Origin of the sequence: Pseudomonas sp. PDM03 (assembly GCF_014852385.1) — a bacterium.
Lineage (GTDB): Bacteria > Pseudomonadota > Gammaproteobacteria > Pseudomonadales > Pseudomonadaceae > Aquipseudomonas > Aquipseudomonas migulae.
On the sequence record NZ_JACVBM010000004.1, the window covers coordinates 142764 to 158473 of the forward strand.

Annotated in this window: 16 protein-coding genes and 1 tRNA gene; 4 read left to right on the forward strand and 13 right to left on the reverse strand. The window is 55.5% G+C overall.

Features of this window, described 5'->3' with window-relative positions; translation table 11 throughout:
- The first annotated feature begins 169 nt into the window (after window positions 1-169).
- From IB254_RS09155 to IB254_RS09170, 4 genes are all read left to right on the forward strand, one after another.
- Complete coding sequence (locus IB254_RS09155; RefSeq protein WP_084318985.1) at window positions 170-1546, forward strand: L-serine ammonia-lyase; 1377 nt, start codon at window positions 170-172, stop codon at window positions 1544-1546.
- A gap of 41 nt (window positions 1547-1587) precedes the next feature.
- Window positions 1588-2712 (forward strand): glycine cleavage system aminomethyltransferase GcvT, encoded by a 1125-nt coding sequence (gene gcvT, locus IB254_RS09160; RefSeq protein WP_008038659.1) that lies wholly within the window; start codon window positions 1588-1590, stop codon window positions 2710-2712.
- Between the two features lie 392 nt (window positions 2713-3104).
- Window positions 3105-3317: a cold-shock protein gene (locus IB254_RS09165; protein ID WP_007977299.1), complete on the forward strand. Its 213-nt coding sequence runs from the start codon at window positions 3105-3107 to the stop codon at window positions 3315-3317.
- Between the two features lie 96 nt (window positions 3318-3413).
- Window positions 3414-3902, forward strand: a complete 489-nt coding sequence (locus IB254_RS09170) for an RDD family protein (RefSeq protein ID WP_192417086.1) — start codon at window positions 3414-3416, stop codon at window positions 3900-3902.
- Window positions 3903-4036: 134 nt separating this feature from the next.
- Here the strand turns inward: IB254_RS09170 and nadA are convergent, their stop codons facing one another.
- The 13 genes from nadA to ybgC all read right to left on the reverse strand — a co-directional run bounded on the left by nadA (window position 4037) and on the right by ybgC (window position 15661).
- A complete protein-coding gene (gene nadA / locus IB254_RS09175) occupies window positions 4037-5095 on the reverse strand; it encodes a quinolinate synthase NadA (protein ID WP_008027802.1) in 1059 nt (352 codons plus the stop codon).
- A 285-nt stretch (window positions 5096-5380) separates the two neighbouring features.
- A complete protein-coding gene (locus IB254_RS09180; protein ID WP_192417087.1) occupies window positions 5381-6979 on the reverse strand; it encodes a hypothetical protein in 1599 nt (532 codons plus the stop codon).
- Window positions 6980-7121: 142 nt separating this feature from the next.
- Entirely contained in the window at window positions 7122-8261 is a 1140-nt protein-coding gene (gene rffA / locus IB254_RS09185) for a dTDP-4-amino-4,6-dideoxygalactose transaminase (RefSeq protein ID WP_192417088.1), read from the reverse strand.
- 358 nt (window positions 8262-8619) lie between these two features.
- A tRNA-Lys gene (locus IB254_RS09190) sits at window positions 8620-8695 on the reverse strand.
- A 63-nt stretch (window positions 8696-8758) separates the two neighbouring features.
- Window positions 8759-9451 (reverse strand): 7-cyano-7-deazaguanine synthase QueC, encoded by a 693-nt coding sequence (gene queC, locus IB254_RS09195; RefSeq protein WP_192417089.1) that lies wholly within the window; start codon window positions 9449-9451, stop codon window positions 8759-8761.
- A gap of 1 nt (window position 9452) precedes the next feature.
- On the reverse strand, window positions 9453-10100 hold the full coding sequence (gene queE, locus IB254_RS09200) for a 7-carboxy-7-deazaguanine synthase QueE (protein ID WP_192229105.1): 648 nt from the start codon (window positions 10098-10100) through the stop codon (window positions 9453-9455).
- A gap of 165 nt (window positions 10101-10265) precedes the next feature.
- A complete protein-coding gene (gene ybgF, locus IB254_RS09205) occupies window positions 10266-11099 on the reverse strand; it encodes a tol-pal system protein YbgF (RefSeq protein ID WP_192417090.1) in 834 nt (277 codons plus the stop codon).
- A 6-nt stretch (window positions 11100-11105) separates the two neighbouring features.
- A complete protein-coding gene (gene pal / locus IB254_RS09210) occupies window positions 11106-11603 on the reverse strand; it encodes a peptidoglycan-associated lipoprotein Pal (RefSeq protein ID WP_008027793.1) in 498 nt (165 codons plus the stop codon).
- Between the two features lie 52 nt (window positions 11604-11655).
- Entirely contained in the window at window positions 11656-12957 is a 1302-nt protein-coding gene (gene tolB / locus IB254_RS09215; protein WP_412548220.1) for a Tol-Pal system beta propeller repeat protein TolB, read from the reverse strand.
- Window positions 12954-14033 (reverse strand): cell envelope integrity protein TolA, encoded by a 1080-nt coding sequence (gene tolA, locus IB254_RS09220; RefSeq protein ID WP_008038679.1) that lies wholly within the window; start codon window positions 14031-14033, stop codon window positions 12954-12956. Before tolA ends, tolB begins: the two co-directional genes overlap by 4 nt.
- Complete coding sequence (gene tolR, locus IB254_RS09225) at window positions 14033-14485, reverse strand: protein TolR (protein WP_161806672.1); 453 nt, start codon at window positions 14483-14485, stop codon at window positions 14033-14035. The genes tolA and tolR overlap by 1 nt, the downstream gene beginning before the upstream one ends.
- Window positions 14486-14508: 23 nt before the next feature.
- Window positions 14509-15204 carry a protein TolQ gene (gene tolQ, locus IB254_RS09230; protein ID WP_008027789.1) on the reverse strand — a complete coding sequence of 232 codons (696 nt, stop codon included), beginning with the start codon at window positions 15202-15204 and terminating at the stop codon, window positions 14509-14511.
- Window positions 15194-15661: a tol-pal system-associated acyl-CoA thioesterase gene (gene ybgC / locus IB254_RS09235; protein WP_008027788.1), complete on the reverse strand. Its 468-nt coding sequence runs from the start codon at window positions 15659-15661 to the stop codon at window positions 15194-15196. Before ybgC ends, tolQ begins: the two co-directional genes overlap by 11 nt.
- Between the last annotated feature and the right edge of the window lie 49 nt (window positions 15662-15710).

Below are 15710 nucleotides of genomic sequence, written 5' to 3' on the forward strand. Positions count from 1 at the left end.
TCGCAAGAACGCCACAAAACCTGTAGGAGCCGGCTTGCTGGCGATGGCATCACCTCGGTCTAAATGATGCACCGCGTTGATGCCATCGCCAGCAAGCCGGCTCCTACAGGGACCGTGTCTAGCCACAAGACTCTCGCCAATTCCTATAACAAGAAACCGGAGAACAACCATGTCGTTAAGCGTGTTCGACCTGTTCAAGATTGGCATCGGCCCCTCCAGCTCCCATACCGTCGGCCCGATGCGCGCTGCTGCGCGTTTCGCCGAAGGTTTGCGCCGTGAAGGGCTGCTGGCCGCCACCACCTGCGTCAAAGTCGAGCTCTACGGCTCGCTCGGCGCCACCGGCAAGGGCCACGGCAGCGACAAGGCTGTGCTGCTCGGCCTGGAAGGTGAACACCCGGACACCGTGAACACCGAAACCGTCGCCGCCCGTCTGCAAGACATTCGTGGCAACGGTCGCTTGAACCTGCTCGGCGAACACAGCATTGCGTTCAACGAGAAAGAACACCTGGCGATGATCCGCAAACCGCTGGCCTATCACCCCAACGGCATGATCTTTCGCGCGTTCGACGCGGCGGGCCTGCAGATCCGCAGCCGCGAGTACTACTCGGTCGGCGGCGGTTTCGTCGTCGATGAAGACGCCGCCGGCGCCGACCGTATCGTCGAAGACGCCACGCCCCTGACCTTCCCGTTCAAAAGCGCCAAGGACCTGCTCGGTCATTGCACCACTTACGGCCTGTCCATCAGCCAGGTGATGCTGACCAACGAAAGCGCCTGGCGCCCGGAAGCGGAAACCCGCGCCGGCCTGCTGAAAATCTGGCAAGTGATGCAGGATTGCGTCGACGCCGGTTGCCGCAACGAAGGCATCCTGCCCGGCGGTTTGAAGGTCAAGCGGCGCGCGGCAGCGCTGCATCGGCAACTGTGCAAGAACCCCGAATCGTCGCTGCGTGATCCGCTGTCGGTGCTGGACTGGGTCAACCTGTATGCCCTGGCGGTCAACGAAGAAAACGCCAATGGCGGGCGCGTGGTCACCGCGCCGACCAACGGCGCGGCGGGCATCGTCCCGGCGGTTTTGCACTACTACATGCGCTTCATCCCCGGCGCCAACGAAGACGGCGTCGTACGTTTTCTGCTGACGGCTGCCGCCATCGGCATTCTTTATAAAGAAAACGCCTCGATCTCCGGCGCAGAAGTCGGTTGTCAGGGTGAAGTCGGCGTGGCCTGTTCGATGGCGGCCGGCGCGTTGTGCGAAGTGCTTGGCGGCACCGTGCAGCAGGTGGAAAACGCCGCCGAAATCGGCATGGAACACAACCTCGGCCTGACCTGCGACCCGATCGGCGGGCTGGTGCAAGTGCCTTGCATCGAGCGCAATGCCATGGGTTCGGTGAAAGCCATCAATGCCGTGCGCATGGCCCTGCGTGGCGACGGTCAGCACTTCGTCTCCCTCGACAAAGTCATCCGCACCATGCGCCAGACCGGCGCCGACATGAAAAGCAAATACAAGGAAACCGCCCGTGGCGGTTTGGCGGTCAACATTATCGAGTGCTGATGCGCGCTCACTGCATCTGCACACTTTTTCAGGAGCTGGATATGTCCACCGAACAACTGTTGAAAACCCCGTTGCACGCACTGCACATCGAACTCGGCGCCCGCATGGTGCCGTTTGCCGGCTATGACATGCCGGTGCAGTACCCGCTGGGCGTCATGAAGGAACACCAGCACACCCGTGATCAGGCCGGGCTGTTCGATGTTTCGCACATGGGCCAGATCCGCCTGACCGGCGCCAATGCCGCCAAGGCCCTGGAAACCCTGGTGCCGGTGGACATTATCGACCTGCCGGTGGGCATGCAGCGCTATGCCATGTTCACTAACGAGACGGGCGGCATCCTCGATGACCTGATGGTCGCCAACCTCGGTAACGACGAACTGTTCCTGGTGGTCAACGCCGCCTGCAAGGATCAGGACCTCGCGCACCTGCGCAAACACATCGGCGACCAATGCACCATCGAGCCGCTGTTCGAAGAGCGTGCACTGCTGGCTCTGCAAGGTCCGGCCGCCGTCACGGTGCTCGCGCGCCTGGCGCCGGAAGTGGCGAAGATGACGTTCATGCAGTTCGCCCGCGTGAAGTTGCTGGGCGTGGACTGCTTTGTCAGCCGCTCGGGTTACACCGGAGAAGACGGTTTCGAAATCTCCGTGCCGGCTGCCAACGCCGAAGCGTTGGCCCGCGCCCTGCTGGCCGAACCGGAAGTCGCGGCCATTGGCCTGGGCGCTCGTGATTCGCTGCGTCTGGAAGCCGGCCTGTGCCTCTACGGCCACGATATGAACACCGACACCACTCCGATTGAAGCGAGCCTGTTGTGGGCCATCTCCAAGCCTCGACGTGCCGATGGCGCGCGGGCCGGCGGCTTCCCGGGCGCTGAAACCGTGTTCGCCCAGCAGCAAGCCGGTGTCAGCCGCAAGCGTGTAGGCCTGTTACCGCAGGAACGCACACCCGTGCGCGAGGGTGCAGAGATCGTCAACGAAGCAGGCGAGATCATCGGTAGCGTTTGCAGCGGTGGTTTCGGTCCGACCTTGAGCGGTCCTTTGGCCATGGGTTACCTCGACAGCGCATACATCGCCATCGACACACCCGTGTTCGCAATTGTCCGTGGGAAAAAGGTGCCTTTGCTTGTAAGCAAAATGCCATTCGTTGCACAACGCTACTATCGCGGTTGATTGACTGTTTCTATAAGTAACGCGGTTGCGTTAACAGTGCACTAATGTGTAACGCAACCGCCATAAAACAGTGCAAGCTTTCGTTTATGAACGCTGCTTATAACAATCGAAAACAATTGAACCGCCGCATCGAATAAGCCGGAACTAGTGAAACACTAATGGCCAGCAACCTGAGTAAAACCGGGCCTCTCACGGGGCTTGTTTTTTCTCCCGTAGTTGGCGTAGAGTTTGTTCACTGTGTTTGCATGGGTCGCTTGGAATCGTGACCTGGGCAGTAGCCTACAAGTTAGCTACATCCCGTTCGACGTCTTCTTACTCTCCCTGCAACCAGCCCCAGTACTCTTTCATGAGAAGGAGGCTGTCATTAATTTTTGCGTCAAAGGAAATAAGAAATGTCCCAACGTCAGAGCGGTACCGTCAAGTGGTTTAACGACGAGAAAGGTTTTGGTTTTATCACTCCAGAAAGCGGTCCGGATCTGTTCGTGCATTTCCGCGCTATTCAGGGCAACGGCTTCAAGAGCCTGAAAGAAGGCCAGAAAGTGACCTTCATCGCCGTGCAAGGCCAGAAAGGCATGCAGGCTGACGAAGTACAAGCAGAAGCCTAACCTTCTGTTACGAAAAAGCCCCTGATGCTGACATCAGGGGCTTTTTTGTGCGCGTAAATCCGTAAAATGGCTTCTTTTTCCGTCGAGAGCCCTGCCATGTCGAAACACCTGCTCAACCCTCAGGGCGACTTTCCCGCCGCGACCCTGGGCCGTCGCCTGGCAGCGATGTTCTATGACTTTCTGTTGTGCACTGCCCTGCTGATCGTCACCAGCGGCCTCTACAAGATGATCCAGATGGCGATCATCGGCGAAGACAAAATGCGCACCCTGACCGAAGCCGGCGCACTGGACGGTGATCCTTTGCTGTCGACGGTGTTGTTGTTCGTGCTGTTCGGCTTCTTTGCCAAGTTCTGGACCTGGTCCGGGCAGACGCTGGGCATGCAGGTATGGTGCATCCGCGTGCAGAACGCCGATGGCTCATCCATCAGCCTGTGGCAGGCGCTGCTGCGCTTTGTCGTGTCGATCGCATCCTTGCTGTGCGTCGGCCTTGGATTCATCTGGTCGCTGTTCGACAAACAGAAACGCAGCTGGCATGACATGTATTCGGGCACCCAGCTGGTGCGGATTCCGAAGAAAACCAAATAATCGGATCGCGTAAAACCATTGTGGGAGCGAGCCTGCTCGCGATGGCGGAGTGTCAGCCGACATTAATGTTTGCTGACACTCCGCCATCGCGAGCAGGCTCGCTCCCACAGGTTTTTCAATTTGCCTGACAGCTATCAGGCGTTCCCGGCCAGCTTCATCCGCGCCGCTTGCGTGAAGTCCAGCATCCGCTTCAACGGGCGAATCGCCTGAGGAATCAACGCCGGATCGACAAAGATCTCGTTCGCCCCTTCTTTCAAGGCCTTCAGCGTGCGCTCAAGCGTATTCATCGCCATCCACGGGCAGTGTGCGCAACTGCGGCACGCCGCGCCGTTACCCGCTGTTGGCGCCTCGATGAACACCTTGTCCGGGCACAACTGCTGCATCTTGTAGAAGATGCCACGGTCGGTGGCAACGATAAGCGTCTTGTTCGGCAGGCTCTGCGCCGCTGCGATCAACTGACTGGTGGAACCGACAGCGTCCGCCAGCTCGATCACCGACGTCGGTGATTCCGGGTGCACCAGAATCGCTGCGTCCGGATACAGCGCTTTCATGTCTTCGAGCTGCTTGGACTTGAACTCTTCGTGAACGATGCAGGCCCCGTCCCACAGCAACATGTCCGCACCGGTCTGGCGCTGAATGTAGGTGCCCAGGTGCTTGTCCGGGCCCCAGATGATCGTTTCGCCGTTATCCATCAGGCTTTCGACGATTTCCAGAGCGCAGCTTGATGTAACAACCCAGTCCGCCCGGGCCTTGACCGCTGCCGAGGTGTTGGCATACACCACCACGGTACGTTCCGGGTGCTGATCGCAGAACGCCGAGAACTCGTCCACCGGGCAACCCAGGTCCAGCGAACAGGTCGCTTCCAGGGTCGGCATCAGCACACGTTTTTCAGGGTTGAGGATTTTGGCGGTTTCGCCCATGAATTTCACACCGGCGACCACGACGGTCTTGGCCGGGTGAGCATTGCCGAAGCGGGCCATCTCCAGCGAGTCGGAGACACAGCCACCGGTTTCTTCAGCCAGGGCTTGAATAACCGGATCACAATAGAAGTGTGCAACCAGCACCGCGTCCTGAGCCTTGAGCTCGGCAGCAATGGCAGCGCGATAATAGGCCTCTTCCTCGACCGTCAGCGGCTTGGGCTGCTTGGCGTCGAGGTGGGCTTGAACCAGAAGGCGTTCGGAAATCTGCGTCATGTTCGCAAGACCTGCAAGCGCTTACGCGCGAAAGTCGAGTATACACCCGGCTCCGGACCCTTCAGGGGTACCGCCGGGAAAGTGAGTATTCATCAGGCATGGACAGCGTTGAAGCTGCGCAAGGCTACAGAATATCCCCTGGAGACAAAAGACCATTTCAAGCTGATTCCGATACACAACGCCTTGCCGGTCATGATTCTTGAAGCGAGAAATCTGCCAGTACTAACAGATTGAGTGGTGGCGGACGATTAAAAACCCGGCCACCACCGCTTTTCGGTGCACGAATCAAAATAACTTGATGGTGATCCAGCCGTTATCCTTGAATTGAGCATCTAGCACTTTGACATCCCCATCCATGGGCAGTTTTTTGCAAATCACGTTCGCGGGGAAATCCCTTTGCTTTTCAAGCGGCACATACTTCTGTCCCGAAAACGCTTTGATCGAAGCGTCAAAATAGTCAACTTTCAACGATGAATCGCCTTGTGAACGGCTCTTCAAAGTAACGGCAACGGTTTCCATTCGTTCAAGAACAGCACGGCATCCGTTAGCAACCAAAGGAAAGTTGTACTGATAGGAGAATAGTGGCACCGCCATCATCGAAACCGAGTAAGGCAGCTTGGCAGACAAATCACTGTCTTGAATAACGATCGACATTGGATCGCTTGAGGCCGCCTTATATTCTTCAACCGATTTGAACTGCAAACCACGGAAATACGTGTACTCCAGCTCACTGAAGTTGAACCCATAAGCCTTGAACGTAAGATATAAAATAATCGAGGCGACAGCAAAACAAGCAAGCCTCGCACCTTTGATCGCATGACACCTTAGAAAATCAAGAAAAATAATTATTGCCACCCCAGCCACAAGACTGGTGGAGTAATCAATATAATTCTTATACGACAGCATAACCCCAGAGACAACGTGCACATTACAAACAAGGAACAACGAAAGAGCAATAAAAAACTGGCTATATACATGCCAAGTGTCTTTTATAGCGTATCGGCGGGAAAGAGCAATCTGAACCAAGAAAAAACCAAGCGCTACAAGACCGGAAACTGGCAACATCGGCACATGGCTTTTTATATAACCATCCGACATCGCGGAAATAAATGGATCTTTTGACAAAAACAGAAAATCAAAAAACATAAAACCGAAAGACATAGCCAAATAAGACGCCACGCAGGCGATACCTATTCGCAAATAGCTCAGGCTCTTATTAAAGAACCATGAATGCAGCAAGATAAAACCACAGACGAGGAAGTACGCATAAGGTACCCCCACATAGAAATACAACAACGGCAACAGCACAAATAAACAAAGCAAGCGCCCGGTTTTTAAAAAAGCCGAAACCGCCAGCACAACAAAAAAATATGACAACTGTGGCTCCGGCGTTCTCAACGCCGATTGGTAATATTCCCAGCCGTAACCGAATACACCATAATCCCTGGTCAGATGCGCTATAAGCGGATTACCGAAATTAAAAATAATGGGCGAAAACAAAACTATCGCTGCGTATATCAACGCCCGCCCATAGTTGACATTCAACCGACGAAGAATAAATACAAGCAAGAAAAATGTGGCTGGCGTCAAGAGACAATCAAACAGAATATTGATTTCTCCCCCACTCAACCCGAGATTTTGTAGGGTATAAACGATCGCCCCGGACGCCCAATACCCAGGCACTGTCAAAGAACCCAATGCACCTTGATAGCTTAGATAAGTCTCCTCATCCCAGGCGTTTACATAGATGAAATTGACAGATTCAAAGTAGGCGTAAATCATGGGAAAGGCGTAAGACAAATATGCCAGCACCACAAAAACTATCTTCAGAGCCAAACTGGCCGAAATTCTTTCAGATACCTGCTTTAGCACCGCAAAAAACATAATGTCTAAATCTCTGTTATGAAAACGAACTTCAATATGCCTGTTCCGGAGATATCAACCTCACGCACCATAGGCACGGATGCCACGAATGGCACCCTGTTCGCCATTGAATCTCACTGCAACTCTTCACCAAACACGTAGATTAACTAATGGCCCGCGCCAAGACGTCCACGACTTGATCTTGCTGCTCTGGTGCCAAGCCGACCCAAAGAGGGAGTCGCAATAAAGACTCTGAAAGTGCATCAGTATTGTCCATGGAACCATGAACTCGTCCGTAGCGCAGGCCGCCTGGTGACGAATGAAGAGGAACATAATGGAATACTGCGGATATATCGTTTTGCTTCAACGCTTCCAGGACAGCCTGTCGATCAACGCCTGGCGCCAGCAACACGTAGTACATATGCGCATTGTGCTGACAGTCTTCCGGCACAATTGGACGACGCAACAAGCCCTTTTGCTCCAAAGGAGCAAGGGCAGCATGATAGTAGTCCCAGACTGCCAATCGTCGATCGGTGATACTTTTGGCCTCTTCCAGTTGAGCCCAAAGAAATGCGGCAATCAACTCTCCTGGCAAAAATGAAGAACCTACTTCCTGCCAGGTATATTTATCTACCAGCCCACGAAAGAAGCGACTGCGATCAGTGCCTTTCTCACGAATAATTTCAGCGCGTAACGAAAGCTGTGGTTCGTTAACTAAAAGCGCACCGCCCTCACCCGAAATCACATTCTTTGTTTCGTGAAAGCTGAATGCACCGAGATCACCAATACTCCCAAGTGCACGCCCCTTATAGCTGGACATTACACCCTGGGCAGCATCCTCCACTACTTTGAGACCATGCTTACGAGCAATATGCATGATCGTATCCATCTCACAGGACACGCCCGCATAATGAACAGGAACAATAGCTCTGGTCCGGGGAGTAATGGCTGCTTCAATCAGCTTCTCATCCAGATTCAATGTATCTTTACGAATATCCACAAATACAGGGATCGCACCGCGCAGTACAAAGGCATTGGCGGTTGAAACGAACGTATAGGACGGCAAGATCACTTCATCGCCAGGCTGTATATCCAGCAACAATGCAGCCATTTCAAGTGCGGCGGTGCACGAATGAGTGAGGAGCGCGGTATTACAGCCCGTGCTTTGTTCAATCCATTGATGACAACGCTTGGTGAAGGAGCCATCACCCGCCAGCATATTCCCAAACTTGGCTTCTGCGATGTAGTACAGCTCTTTACCCGTCATGTATGGACGATTGAAGAGTATTTTTTCAGTGCTCATGCCTGCTCCGACTGGGTAAGTTTTGGCCTTGGCTCATTAGGTTTTCGGAGTTTCAATGAAAACCACGGTGAGAAAAAGTTGAAACCCTATTGCCTGGACGGCAGAAGGAGAGCCCCGATCCGGGCTTTCATCTCTTTATGTCTCTGCCAATTCCACTTTGTCACAGTATGTCAGATGAGCCTGTCATTCTGAACATCCATGTCGAAAATGGCGCCTGTCATGGCCCTTACGAAGACACGCGCCTACGAAAGCCATACACCACTGCCCCGTCCGCGCCGCGCACTTTCTTCCAGGCAAAAAAAAATCCGGAAATCCTCACTTTCGTGGGCCTTCCAGACTTTTAAAACTGCTACAAAAATGGTGGGTCGTGTGGGATTCGAACCTACGACCAATTGGTTAAAAGCCAACTGCTCTACCAACTGAGCTAACGACCCGCTGTGTGGTGGCGCGTATAATACTGATTTTTAAGGACTATTCAACACCTAATTTGAAATAAATCAAAAATAAGGTGTTGGATCGCTGATTCCGGCTGCTGCGAAGCCTTCCGCACGCAGTCGGCAGCTGTCGCATTTGCCGCACGCGTAGCCTTTATCGTCCGCCTGATAGCAGGAAACGGTCAGACCATAGTCGACGCCGAGCTTCACGCCCGCCTGGACGATCTGCGCCTTGCTCAGGTTTTGCAGGGGCGCCTGAATGCGGAAGCCATTGCCTTCGACACCGGCCTTGGTCGCCAGATTGGCCATGCGCTCGAAGGACTCGATGAACTCAGGACGGCAATCCGGATAGCCGGAGTAATCGACAGCGTTAACGCCAATGAAGATGTCGCGCGCCCCGAGCACTTCGGCCCAGCCTAGTGCCAGGGACAGAAACACGGTGTTGCGAGCAGGCACGTAAGTCACCGGAATGCCCTCGCCTGCCTCTTCCGGCACATCGATACTGCTGTCGGTCAGTGCCGAGCCACCAATGCCGTTCAGGTTCAAACCGATGACCTTGTGCTCGACCACACCCAAGTCCCGGGCAACACGTTCAGCGGCGTGTAATTCGGCGTGAGACCGCTGACCGTAATCGAAGCTCATCGTGTAGCAGCTGTAGCCTTCAGCGCGAGCCATGGCCACGACCGTTGCCGAGTCGAGCCCGCCGGACAGGAGGATGACCGCACGTTTTTCAGCAGTATTCGATTGTTCAGTCATATCAGCGCCCCGGCTCGTCATTCCAAAGATATTTATGCAGCTGCAGTTGCAGACGTACTGGCAGGTTGTCCGCCACCACCCAGTCAGCCAGATCCCGAGCATTCAGGTCATGGTGGCTTGGCGAGAACAGCACTTCACCGGCTCGGCGATCCAGACCGTACTGAATCAGCTTCGACACGGCCCAGTCGTAGTCTTCCCGCGAGCAGATGACAAACTTCACCTGGTCGTTGGGGGTGAGCAGCTCGATGTTCTCATAGCGGTTGCGGTGCGCTTCCTTCGAACCCGGGGTTTTCAGGTCGACAACGCGACTCACGCGTGAATCTACCGCCGAGATATCAAGTGCACCACTGGTTTCCAGTGACACTTCGTAACCGGCGTCGCACAACTGCTTGAGCAATGGGATGGCATTGGGTTGCGCCAGCGGCTCTCCGCCGGTGACACACACATAACGCGGGCGGAAACCGGCCACTTGCTCGAGGATGTCGTCGAGCGTTCGGACAGTACCGCCAGTGAACGCATAGGCGCTGTCGCAGTATTGGCAACGCAATGGGCAACCGGTCAGGCGCACAAATACTGTGGGCAGCCCGGCAGTCCGCGTTTCCCCCTGCAACGAGTAGAAAACTTCGGTGATTCTCAATGTGTCTTGCATAGTCGCCACGGGCGTAACAGCTAAACAGGCTGTCCGCCTCCGTCAGCACTTCAAGGAACCTCGCCAACGCGCAGGTCCCAAAAAGCGTATTTCATAAAAAGGGCGTGAATTCTAACGAAAAAACCCGCGACAAGCGCGGGTTTCTTCGAAATGGGTCAAGCAAGCTTACATACGCTGCAGATCGCGTTGGGCCAGCTGAGCGGCGGAAGTGCCCGGATATTGGGACACAACCTGTTGCAGAATGCCTTTTACCTTGTCGGGATGACCGAGGCGGCGTTCTACATCAGCCAACTTGTACAGCGAATCAGGCACTTTGTTGTGCTTTGGGTACAGCTGCGAAACCTTGGCAAACGCCTGACCTGCACCTTGCAGATCGCCTTTGGCCAGGTTCACTTCGCCCAACCAGTACTGGGCATTGCCCGCGTATTGGCTGTTCGGGTATTTGCGCAGGAAAGCGGAGAAAGCCTGACTGGCTTTGTCGAAATCCTTGGCCTTGATCAAGTCGAAGGCTGCATCGTAATACAGTTTTTCCTTCGCTGGATCCGCCGGTTCGCTACCCGCGGCGGGAGCCTGAGCGGCTGCCGCCCCTGCACCCGCTGCTGCACCGGGGGCGTTCAAATTGCCACCGGAGGAAGAATTCTCAGGAGTTGCGGCTGGTGCAACGCCGGTTCCTATGCGCCGATCAAGATCCTGGTATCGCTCCAGGTTTTCCTGCTTCATGCGCGCTACATCATTTTGCAGAACTTCAATCACACCTTGTTGGCGCGAGATCTGCTCCTGCATCGATTGCAGTTGGTTGAACAGCTCGCCCTGTGCCGAGACAGGGGCCGAAACCCCTCCCCCGGCATAGGCGCCGTTCGTACCGTAACCCGCAGGCGGATAACTACTCCCGCTATTGTTATAGCCGGAGTTGTCCTCGACCACAGGAACCGCAGCCCACACCGCAAGCGGTGCGAGGCTGAGAGCCAAAACAGTTACAGCACGACGGCACGTTCGCATGACGAATTACTTACGCAGTTCGACGCGACGGTTTTGAGCCCAGGACTGCTCGTCGTTGCCGGTAGCAACTGGACGCTCTTCGCCGTAGGAAACCAGTTCCAGCTGAGCTGGGGAAACACCTTGCAGTACCAGGTAGCGTTGAACGGCTTTCGCACGACGCTCGCCCAGTGCCAGGTTGTACTCACGAGTACCACGTTCGTCGGTGTTGCCTTCCAGAACAACGCGAGCGCCGTTTGCTTTCAGGTCTTTGGCGTGAACGTCCAGAGCGCGCATGGCTTCTGGCTTCAGGTCCGAGCTATCGTATTCGAAGTAGAAGGTGGTGATTGCGCGCAGAGCAGCTTCTTCGCTCAGGGAGCCATCAACGGCACCAGTGTTAGCGCCGTAACCAGCGTTTGGATCAACAGCGCCTTCACCGGCGTTGTCGCCGCCTTTGGACGAGCAACCTACAGCTACAGCCATGGCCAGAGCCAGCGCAGCAAATTTACCAAACTTCAGCATTTCCATCGTGAAACTCCTAATGAACCCCAGTGTGTTAAGTACAACGTGTAGCGCCGCGTCAGTTCAGGAAAGGGGACCAGGAAGGTTCTCTGACTTCGCCTTGTGCGGTAGGAAGCGGGAGCCTTACGCGTCCATTAATGGACACGAGCATCAAGACTCCCCGGCCCTGCTGGCGGGTGGCGTAGATTACCATGGTGCCGTTGGGCGCAACAGTAGGCGACTCGTCCAGAGTGCTATCAGTGAGGATTTTTACGCTTCCGCGCTGCAAATCCTGGGCCGCCACCTTGAAATTAGTGAAGCCATCCTGGCGGTGAATCATCACCAGGGTCTTTTCATCAGCCGAAAGCTTCGGATTGGCGTTGTAGTTGCCGATGAAAGTCACACGCTCCGCACCACCGCCACTGGCGCTGGTTTTGTAGATTTGTGGCTTGCCGCCACGGTCGGAGGTGAAGTAAAGGGTATTACCATCCTTGCCCCAGAACGGTTCGGTGTTGATGCCAGGACCGTTGGTGACACGGGTCAGCTGACGCGAACCCAGGTTCATCACATAGATATCCGGGTTACCGTCTTTTGACAGAACCAACGCCAGGCGATTGCCATCCGGCGACCAGGCTGGTGCGCCATTCAGGCCTTCGAAGTTGGTGATCTGCTCACGGCGACCGGTGTCGATGTTCTGCATGAAGATGCGCGGACGCTTCTGCTCGAACGACACATAAGCGATGCGCTTGCCATCCGGTGCAAAACGCGGCGACAGGATCGGCTCGCGCGATTGCAGCAGGGTCACGGCGCGGGCACCGTCATAGTCAGAACGTTGCAGCGTGTAGCGCGTGTTCTTCTCGGAGAAACGCTCTGCAGTCACATACAACAGACGTGTCGAGAACGCACCTTTGATACCGGTGAGTTTTTCGAACGACTGGTCCGCAATGTAGTGCGACATGTCGCGCAGTTGATCAACGCTGCCCGACACGCTGCCGGTCAGCACTTGCTGTTCGGTGGCGACGTTGAACAGAGCGTATTGAACCTGCAGGCGACCGCCCGCCGGAGCAATGCTGCCGACCATGACGTACTGGGCGCCGAGCGCCTTGAAGTCACGGTAGATGATTTCGCTGGCCTGGCTCGGCTGGCTGATCATGTTCTGCTTTGGAATCGGCGAGTAGTAACCCGAGTTGCGCAGGTCGTTACCGATGATTTCGGCCATGTCGTCCGGCAACACGCTGCCGCCCTGGTTGCCAAACGGTACGACGGCGATCGGAGTAGCCCGATCGCTGCCGCTGGTGACCAGAATGTTTTTTTCATCTGCCGTCGCAATCCCTGCCAGGCAGCAGATCACGACAAGCATTCCTCGAAGAAGGTTTCTCACAAGGCTAGATCCTCAGGTGTGAATGTCATCTTGAATGAACGATACGGAGCGAAATCACTCGGCTTCATTCCCTGCATTTCTGTCAAACGTCCAATATTCTTGACCGCAGCAACTGCCGACGCGTCAAACGGACCGTCACCACTGGACTTGGACACGCTGACCGAAGTCACCGTACCGTCCGGCAACATGCCGATTTGCAACACGACCGTCATGCCTTTGCGTGCCGAAGGTGGACGAGCCCAGCCTTCCGCTGCACGAGCACGAATCAGGTCATCGAAACTGCCGGCGACTTCGTCACCCTGCTCATCCGCCAAGGCCTGCTGACGCTGAGGCGTGTCGGAAAGCAAATCTGCCAGGGCCTGAGCCTTTTTCTCTTCGGCGGATTTACGTGCCGCTTCCTGCGATTTCTTTTTCGCAGCATCGGCAGCAGCTTTCTTCTTCGCATCTTCGGCGACTTTCTTCTTCGCCTCTTCAGCTTCAGATTTCTTCTTGGCGTCTTCCGCGGCTTTCTTCTTCGCGTCTTCGACGATCTTCTTCTTGGCTTCTTCCGCGGCCGCTTTCTTGGCCTCTTCTTCAGCCGCTTTCTTGGCTTCTTCTTCAGACTTCTTCTTGGCTATATCAGCCAATTGTTTCTCTTCAGCCTTTTTGGCCTCGGCGGTCTTCTTCGCTTCATCGGCTTTTTTGGCTTCATCAGCCTTTTTAGCCTCTTCCGCTTTCTTGGTCTCGTCGGCCTTCTTGGATTCTTCGGCTTTTTGAGCCGCGTCTTCCTTCTTTTGTTCCGCAGCCTTGATCGCTTCCTGCTCGATCAATTTCTGTTCCATCTGCTCGACTTCGGTCTGGCGCGCGGCGGATTTCTTCGCCTCTCCTGCAATCTTCTGATTGGTCTGGGTGGTCGCCTGGCTTTTCGACTTCAGTTGGTACAGGGTCGCCTGGACAATCGGCTTGGCCGGCGGCAGCTCCGGTGTGAAGGCAAAACTGACGAACAGCATGCCGAAAACCAGCACGTGCAAGACAATCGCCAGGACACTAGGCCAGAAGTAGCTTTCCGAGGCGGATGGCTCTCGCATTTGCTGCATCAGGGTGCCTCGGTAATCAAGCCAACATTACCGACCCCGGCCTTCTGCAATCCGCCCATGGCACCCATGACGGAACCGTAATCGACGGTTTTGTCGCCGCGGATGAACACTTGGGTACGTTTGCCGCCTTCAGTCCCGGCGCGAATGATCTTGGTCACCGCATCAGTCATCTGAGGCAAGGTCATTGCCCTGTCCTGCTGCTTTTCAGTGTCGACTTCGCTGCCAAGGTTCCAGTAGTAGGTCTTGTCAGCCTTGATCGAAATGGTCAGGACCTGGGTGTTGTTGTCCTGCGGCAAGGCTTCGCTGGAAACCTTGGGCAGATCAACTTTCACGCCCTGATTGAGCATCGGCGCGGTCACCATGAAGATGACCAGCAGTACCAACATCACGTCGATGTAAGGCACTACGTTCATCTCGGCAACCGGCTTGCGCTTTTTGCGAGCTCGAGCGATTAAAGCCATTGGAAATTACCTGCTTATTCTTCGCTGGTGTGCACTTTGCGGTGCAGGATCGCCTGGAATTCATCGGCGAAGGTGTAGTAACGGCCGATCAGCGTTTCGCTGCGAGCGGCAAAACGGTTGTAAGCGATAACGGCAGGGATGGCGGCGAACAGGCCGATCGCAGTTGCAATCAGTGCCTCGGCGATACCTGGAGCCACAGTGGCCAGGGTCGCTTGCTGGGCAGTTGCCAGGCCACGGAAGGAGTTCATGATGCCCCAGACCGTACCGAACAGACCGATGTAAGGGCTGACGGAACCGACAGTGGCGAGGAACGGCAGGCTCTGCTCGAGCTTTTCTTCTTCGCGGGAGATGGCGACGCGCATGGCGCGGGCCACGCCTTCCATGACCGCTTCCGGGTCAACGCCTGGCTGCTGACGCAGACGGGAGAATTCCTTGAAGCCGGCACGGAAGATCTGCTCGACGCCCGAATCCGGATCCGGGTTGCTGCCGGCCTGACGGTACAGTTTGGACAGGTCGATACCCGACCAGAAGCGCTCTTCGAAGCTCTCCAGGGCGCGTCGACCGGCGCGCAGCAAGTTGCTGCGCTGAAAGATCATGATCCATGAGGTCACCGATGCGGCTACCAGGATCAGCATTACCAGTTGCACCACGATACTGGCATTGCTGACCAAGCTCCACATGGAGGAATGGTCGACGACGTTAGCTTCCACGCTTTATCTCCTGCTTTGAGTGTGTACCCGCGCCGCTCACGTCGGCAAAGGCCGCACGTAGAGCTTCGGGAATGGCCCGGGGTTTTAAACTTTCAGTGCGCACACAGGCCACCAAAAACTGCCCTTCACAGAGCAGCGCATTATCCGTGGCTCGCCTGACCTGCTGTTTAAAGCGCAGGCTGACACGGTTCAATTCGATTACTTCAGCGCTTACCAGTAGCTCGTCGTCCAGTCGCGCCGGCGCGTGGTAACGCGCTTCGCTGGAATGCACGACAAACAACAGGTCCTCCCCTGCCAGCTGGGATTGGGCAAAGCCCAGCTCCCGGAGCCGCTCGGTTCGAGCCCGTTCCATAAACTTGAGGTAATTAACGTAATACACGATGCCGCCCGCATCGGTGTCCTCGTAATAAACGCGACAACGATGTGCGAAAGGCTCAAGCCCGTTTTGCGCGCGCATACTCTAGTGCTTACTCCTCAGGTTGCCAATCCGGCCAGGCAACTGTTTT

Bases quoted from the DNA above. Each gene is read 5' to 3' on its own strand.
- IB254_RS09180 (WP_192417087.1), bottom strand. From the start codon at position 6,979: ATGTTTTTTGCGGTGCTAAAGCAGGTATCTGAAAGAATTTCGGCCAGT.
- queE (WP_192229105.1), bottom strand. From the start codon at position 10,100: ATGCAAGACACATTGAGAATCACCGAAGTTTTCTACTCGTTGCAGGGG.
- IB254_RS09170 (WP_192417086.1), top strand. From the start codon at position 3,414: ATGTCGAAACACCTGCTCAACCCTCAGGGCGACTTTCCCGCCGCGACC.
- queC (WP_192417089.1), bottom strand. From the start codon at position 9,451: ATGACTGAACAATCGAATACTGCTGAAAAACGTGCGGTCATCCTCCTG.
- ybgF (WP_192417090.1), bottom strand. From the start codon at position 11,099: ATGCGAACGTGCCGTCGTGCTGTAACTGTTTTGGCTCTCAGCCTCGCA.
- IB254_RS09165 (WP_007977299.1), top strand. From the start codon at position 3,105: ATGTCCCAACGTCAGAGCGGTACCGTCAAGTGGTTTAACGACGAGAAA.
- pal (WP_008027793.1), bottom strand. From the start codon at position 11,603: ATGGAAATGCTGAAGTTTGGTAAATTTGCTGCGCTGGCTCTGGCCATG.
- IB254_RS09155 (WP_084318985.1), top strand. From the start codon at position 170: ATGTCGTTAAGCGTGTTCGACCTGTTCAAGATTGGCATCGGCCCCTCC.
- ybgC (WP_008027788.1), bottom strand. From the start codon at position 15,661: ATGCGCGCGCAAAACGGGCTTGAGCCTTTCGCACATCGTTGTCGCGTT.
- nadA (WP_008027802.1), bottom strand. From the start codon at position 5,095: ATGACGCAGATTTCCGAACGCCTTCTGGTTCAAGCCCACCTCGACGCC.
- rffA (WP_192417088.1), bottom strand. From the start codon at position 8,261: ATGAGCACTGAAAAAATACTCTTCAATCGTCCATACATGACGGGTAAA.
- gcvT (WP_008038659.1), top strand. From the start codon at position 1,588: ATGTCCACCGAACAACTGTTGAAAACCCCGTTGCACGCACTGCACATC.
- tolA (WP_008038679.1), bottom strand. From the start codon at position 14,033: ATGCAGCAAATGCGAGAGCCATCCGCCTCGGAAAGCTACTTCTGGCCT.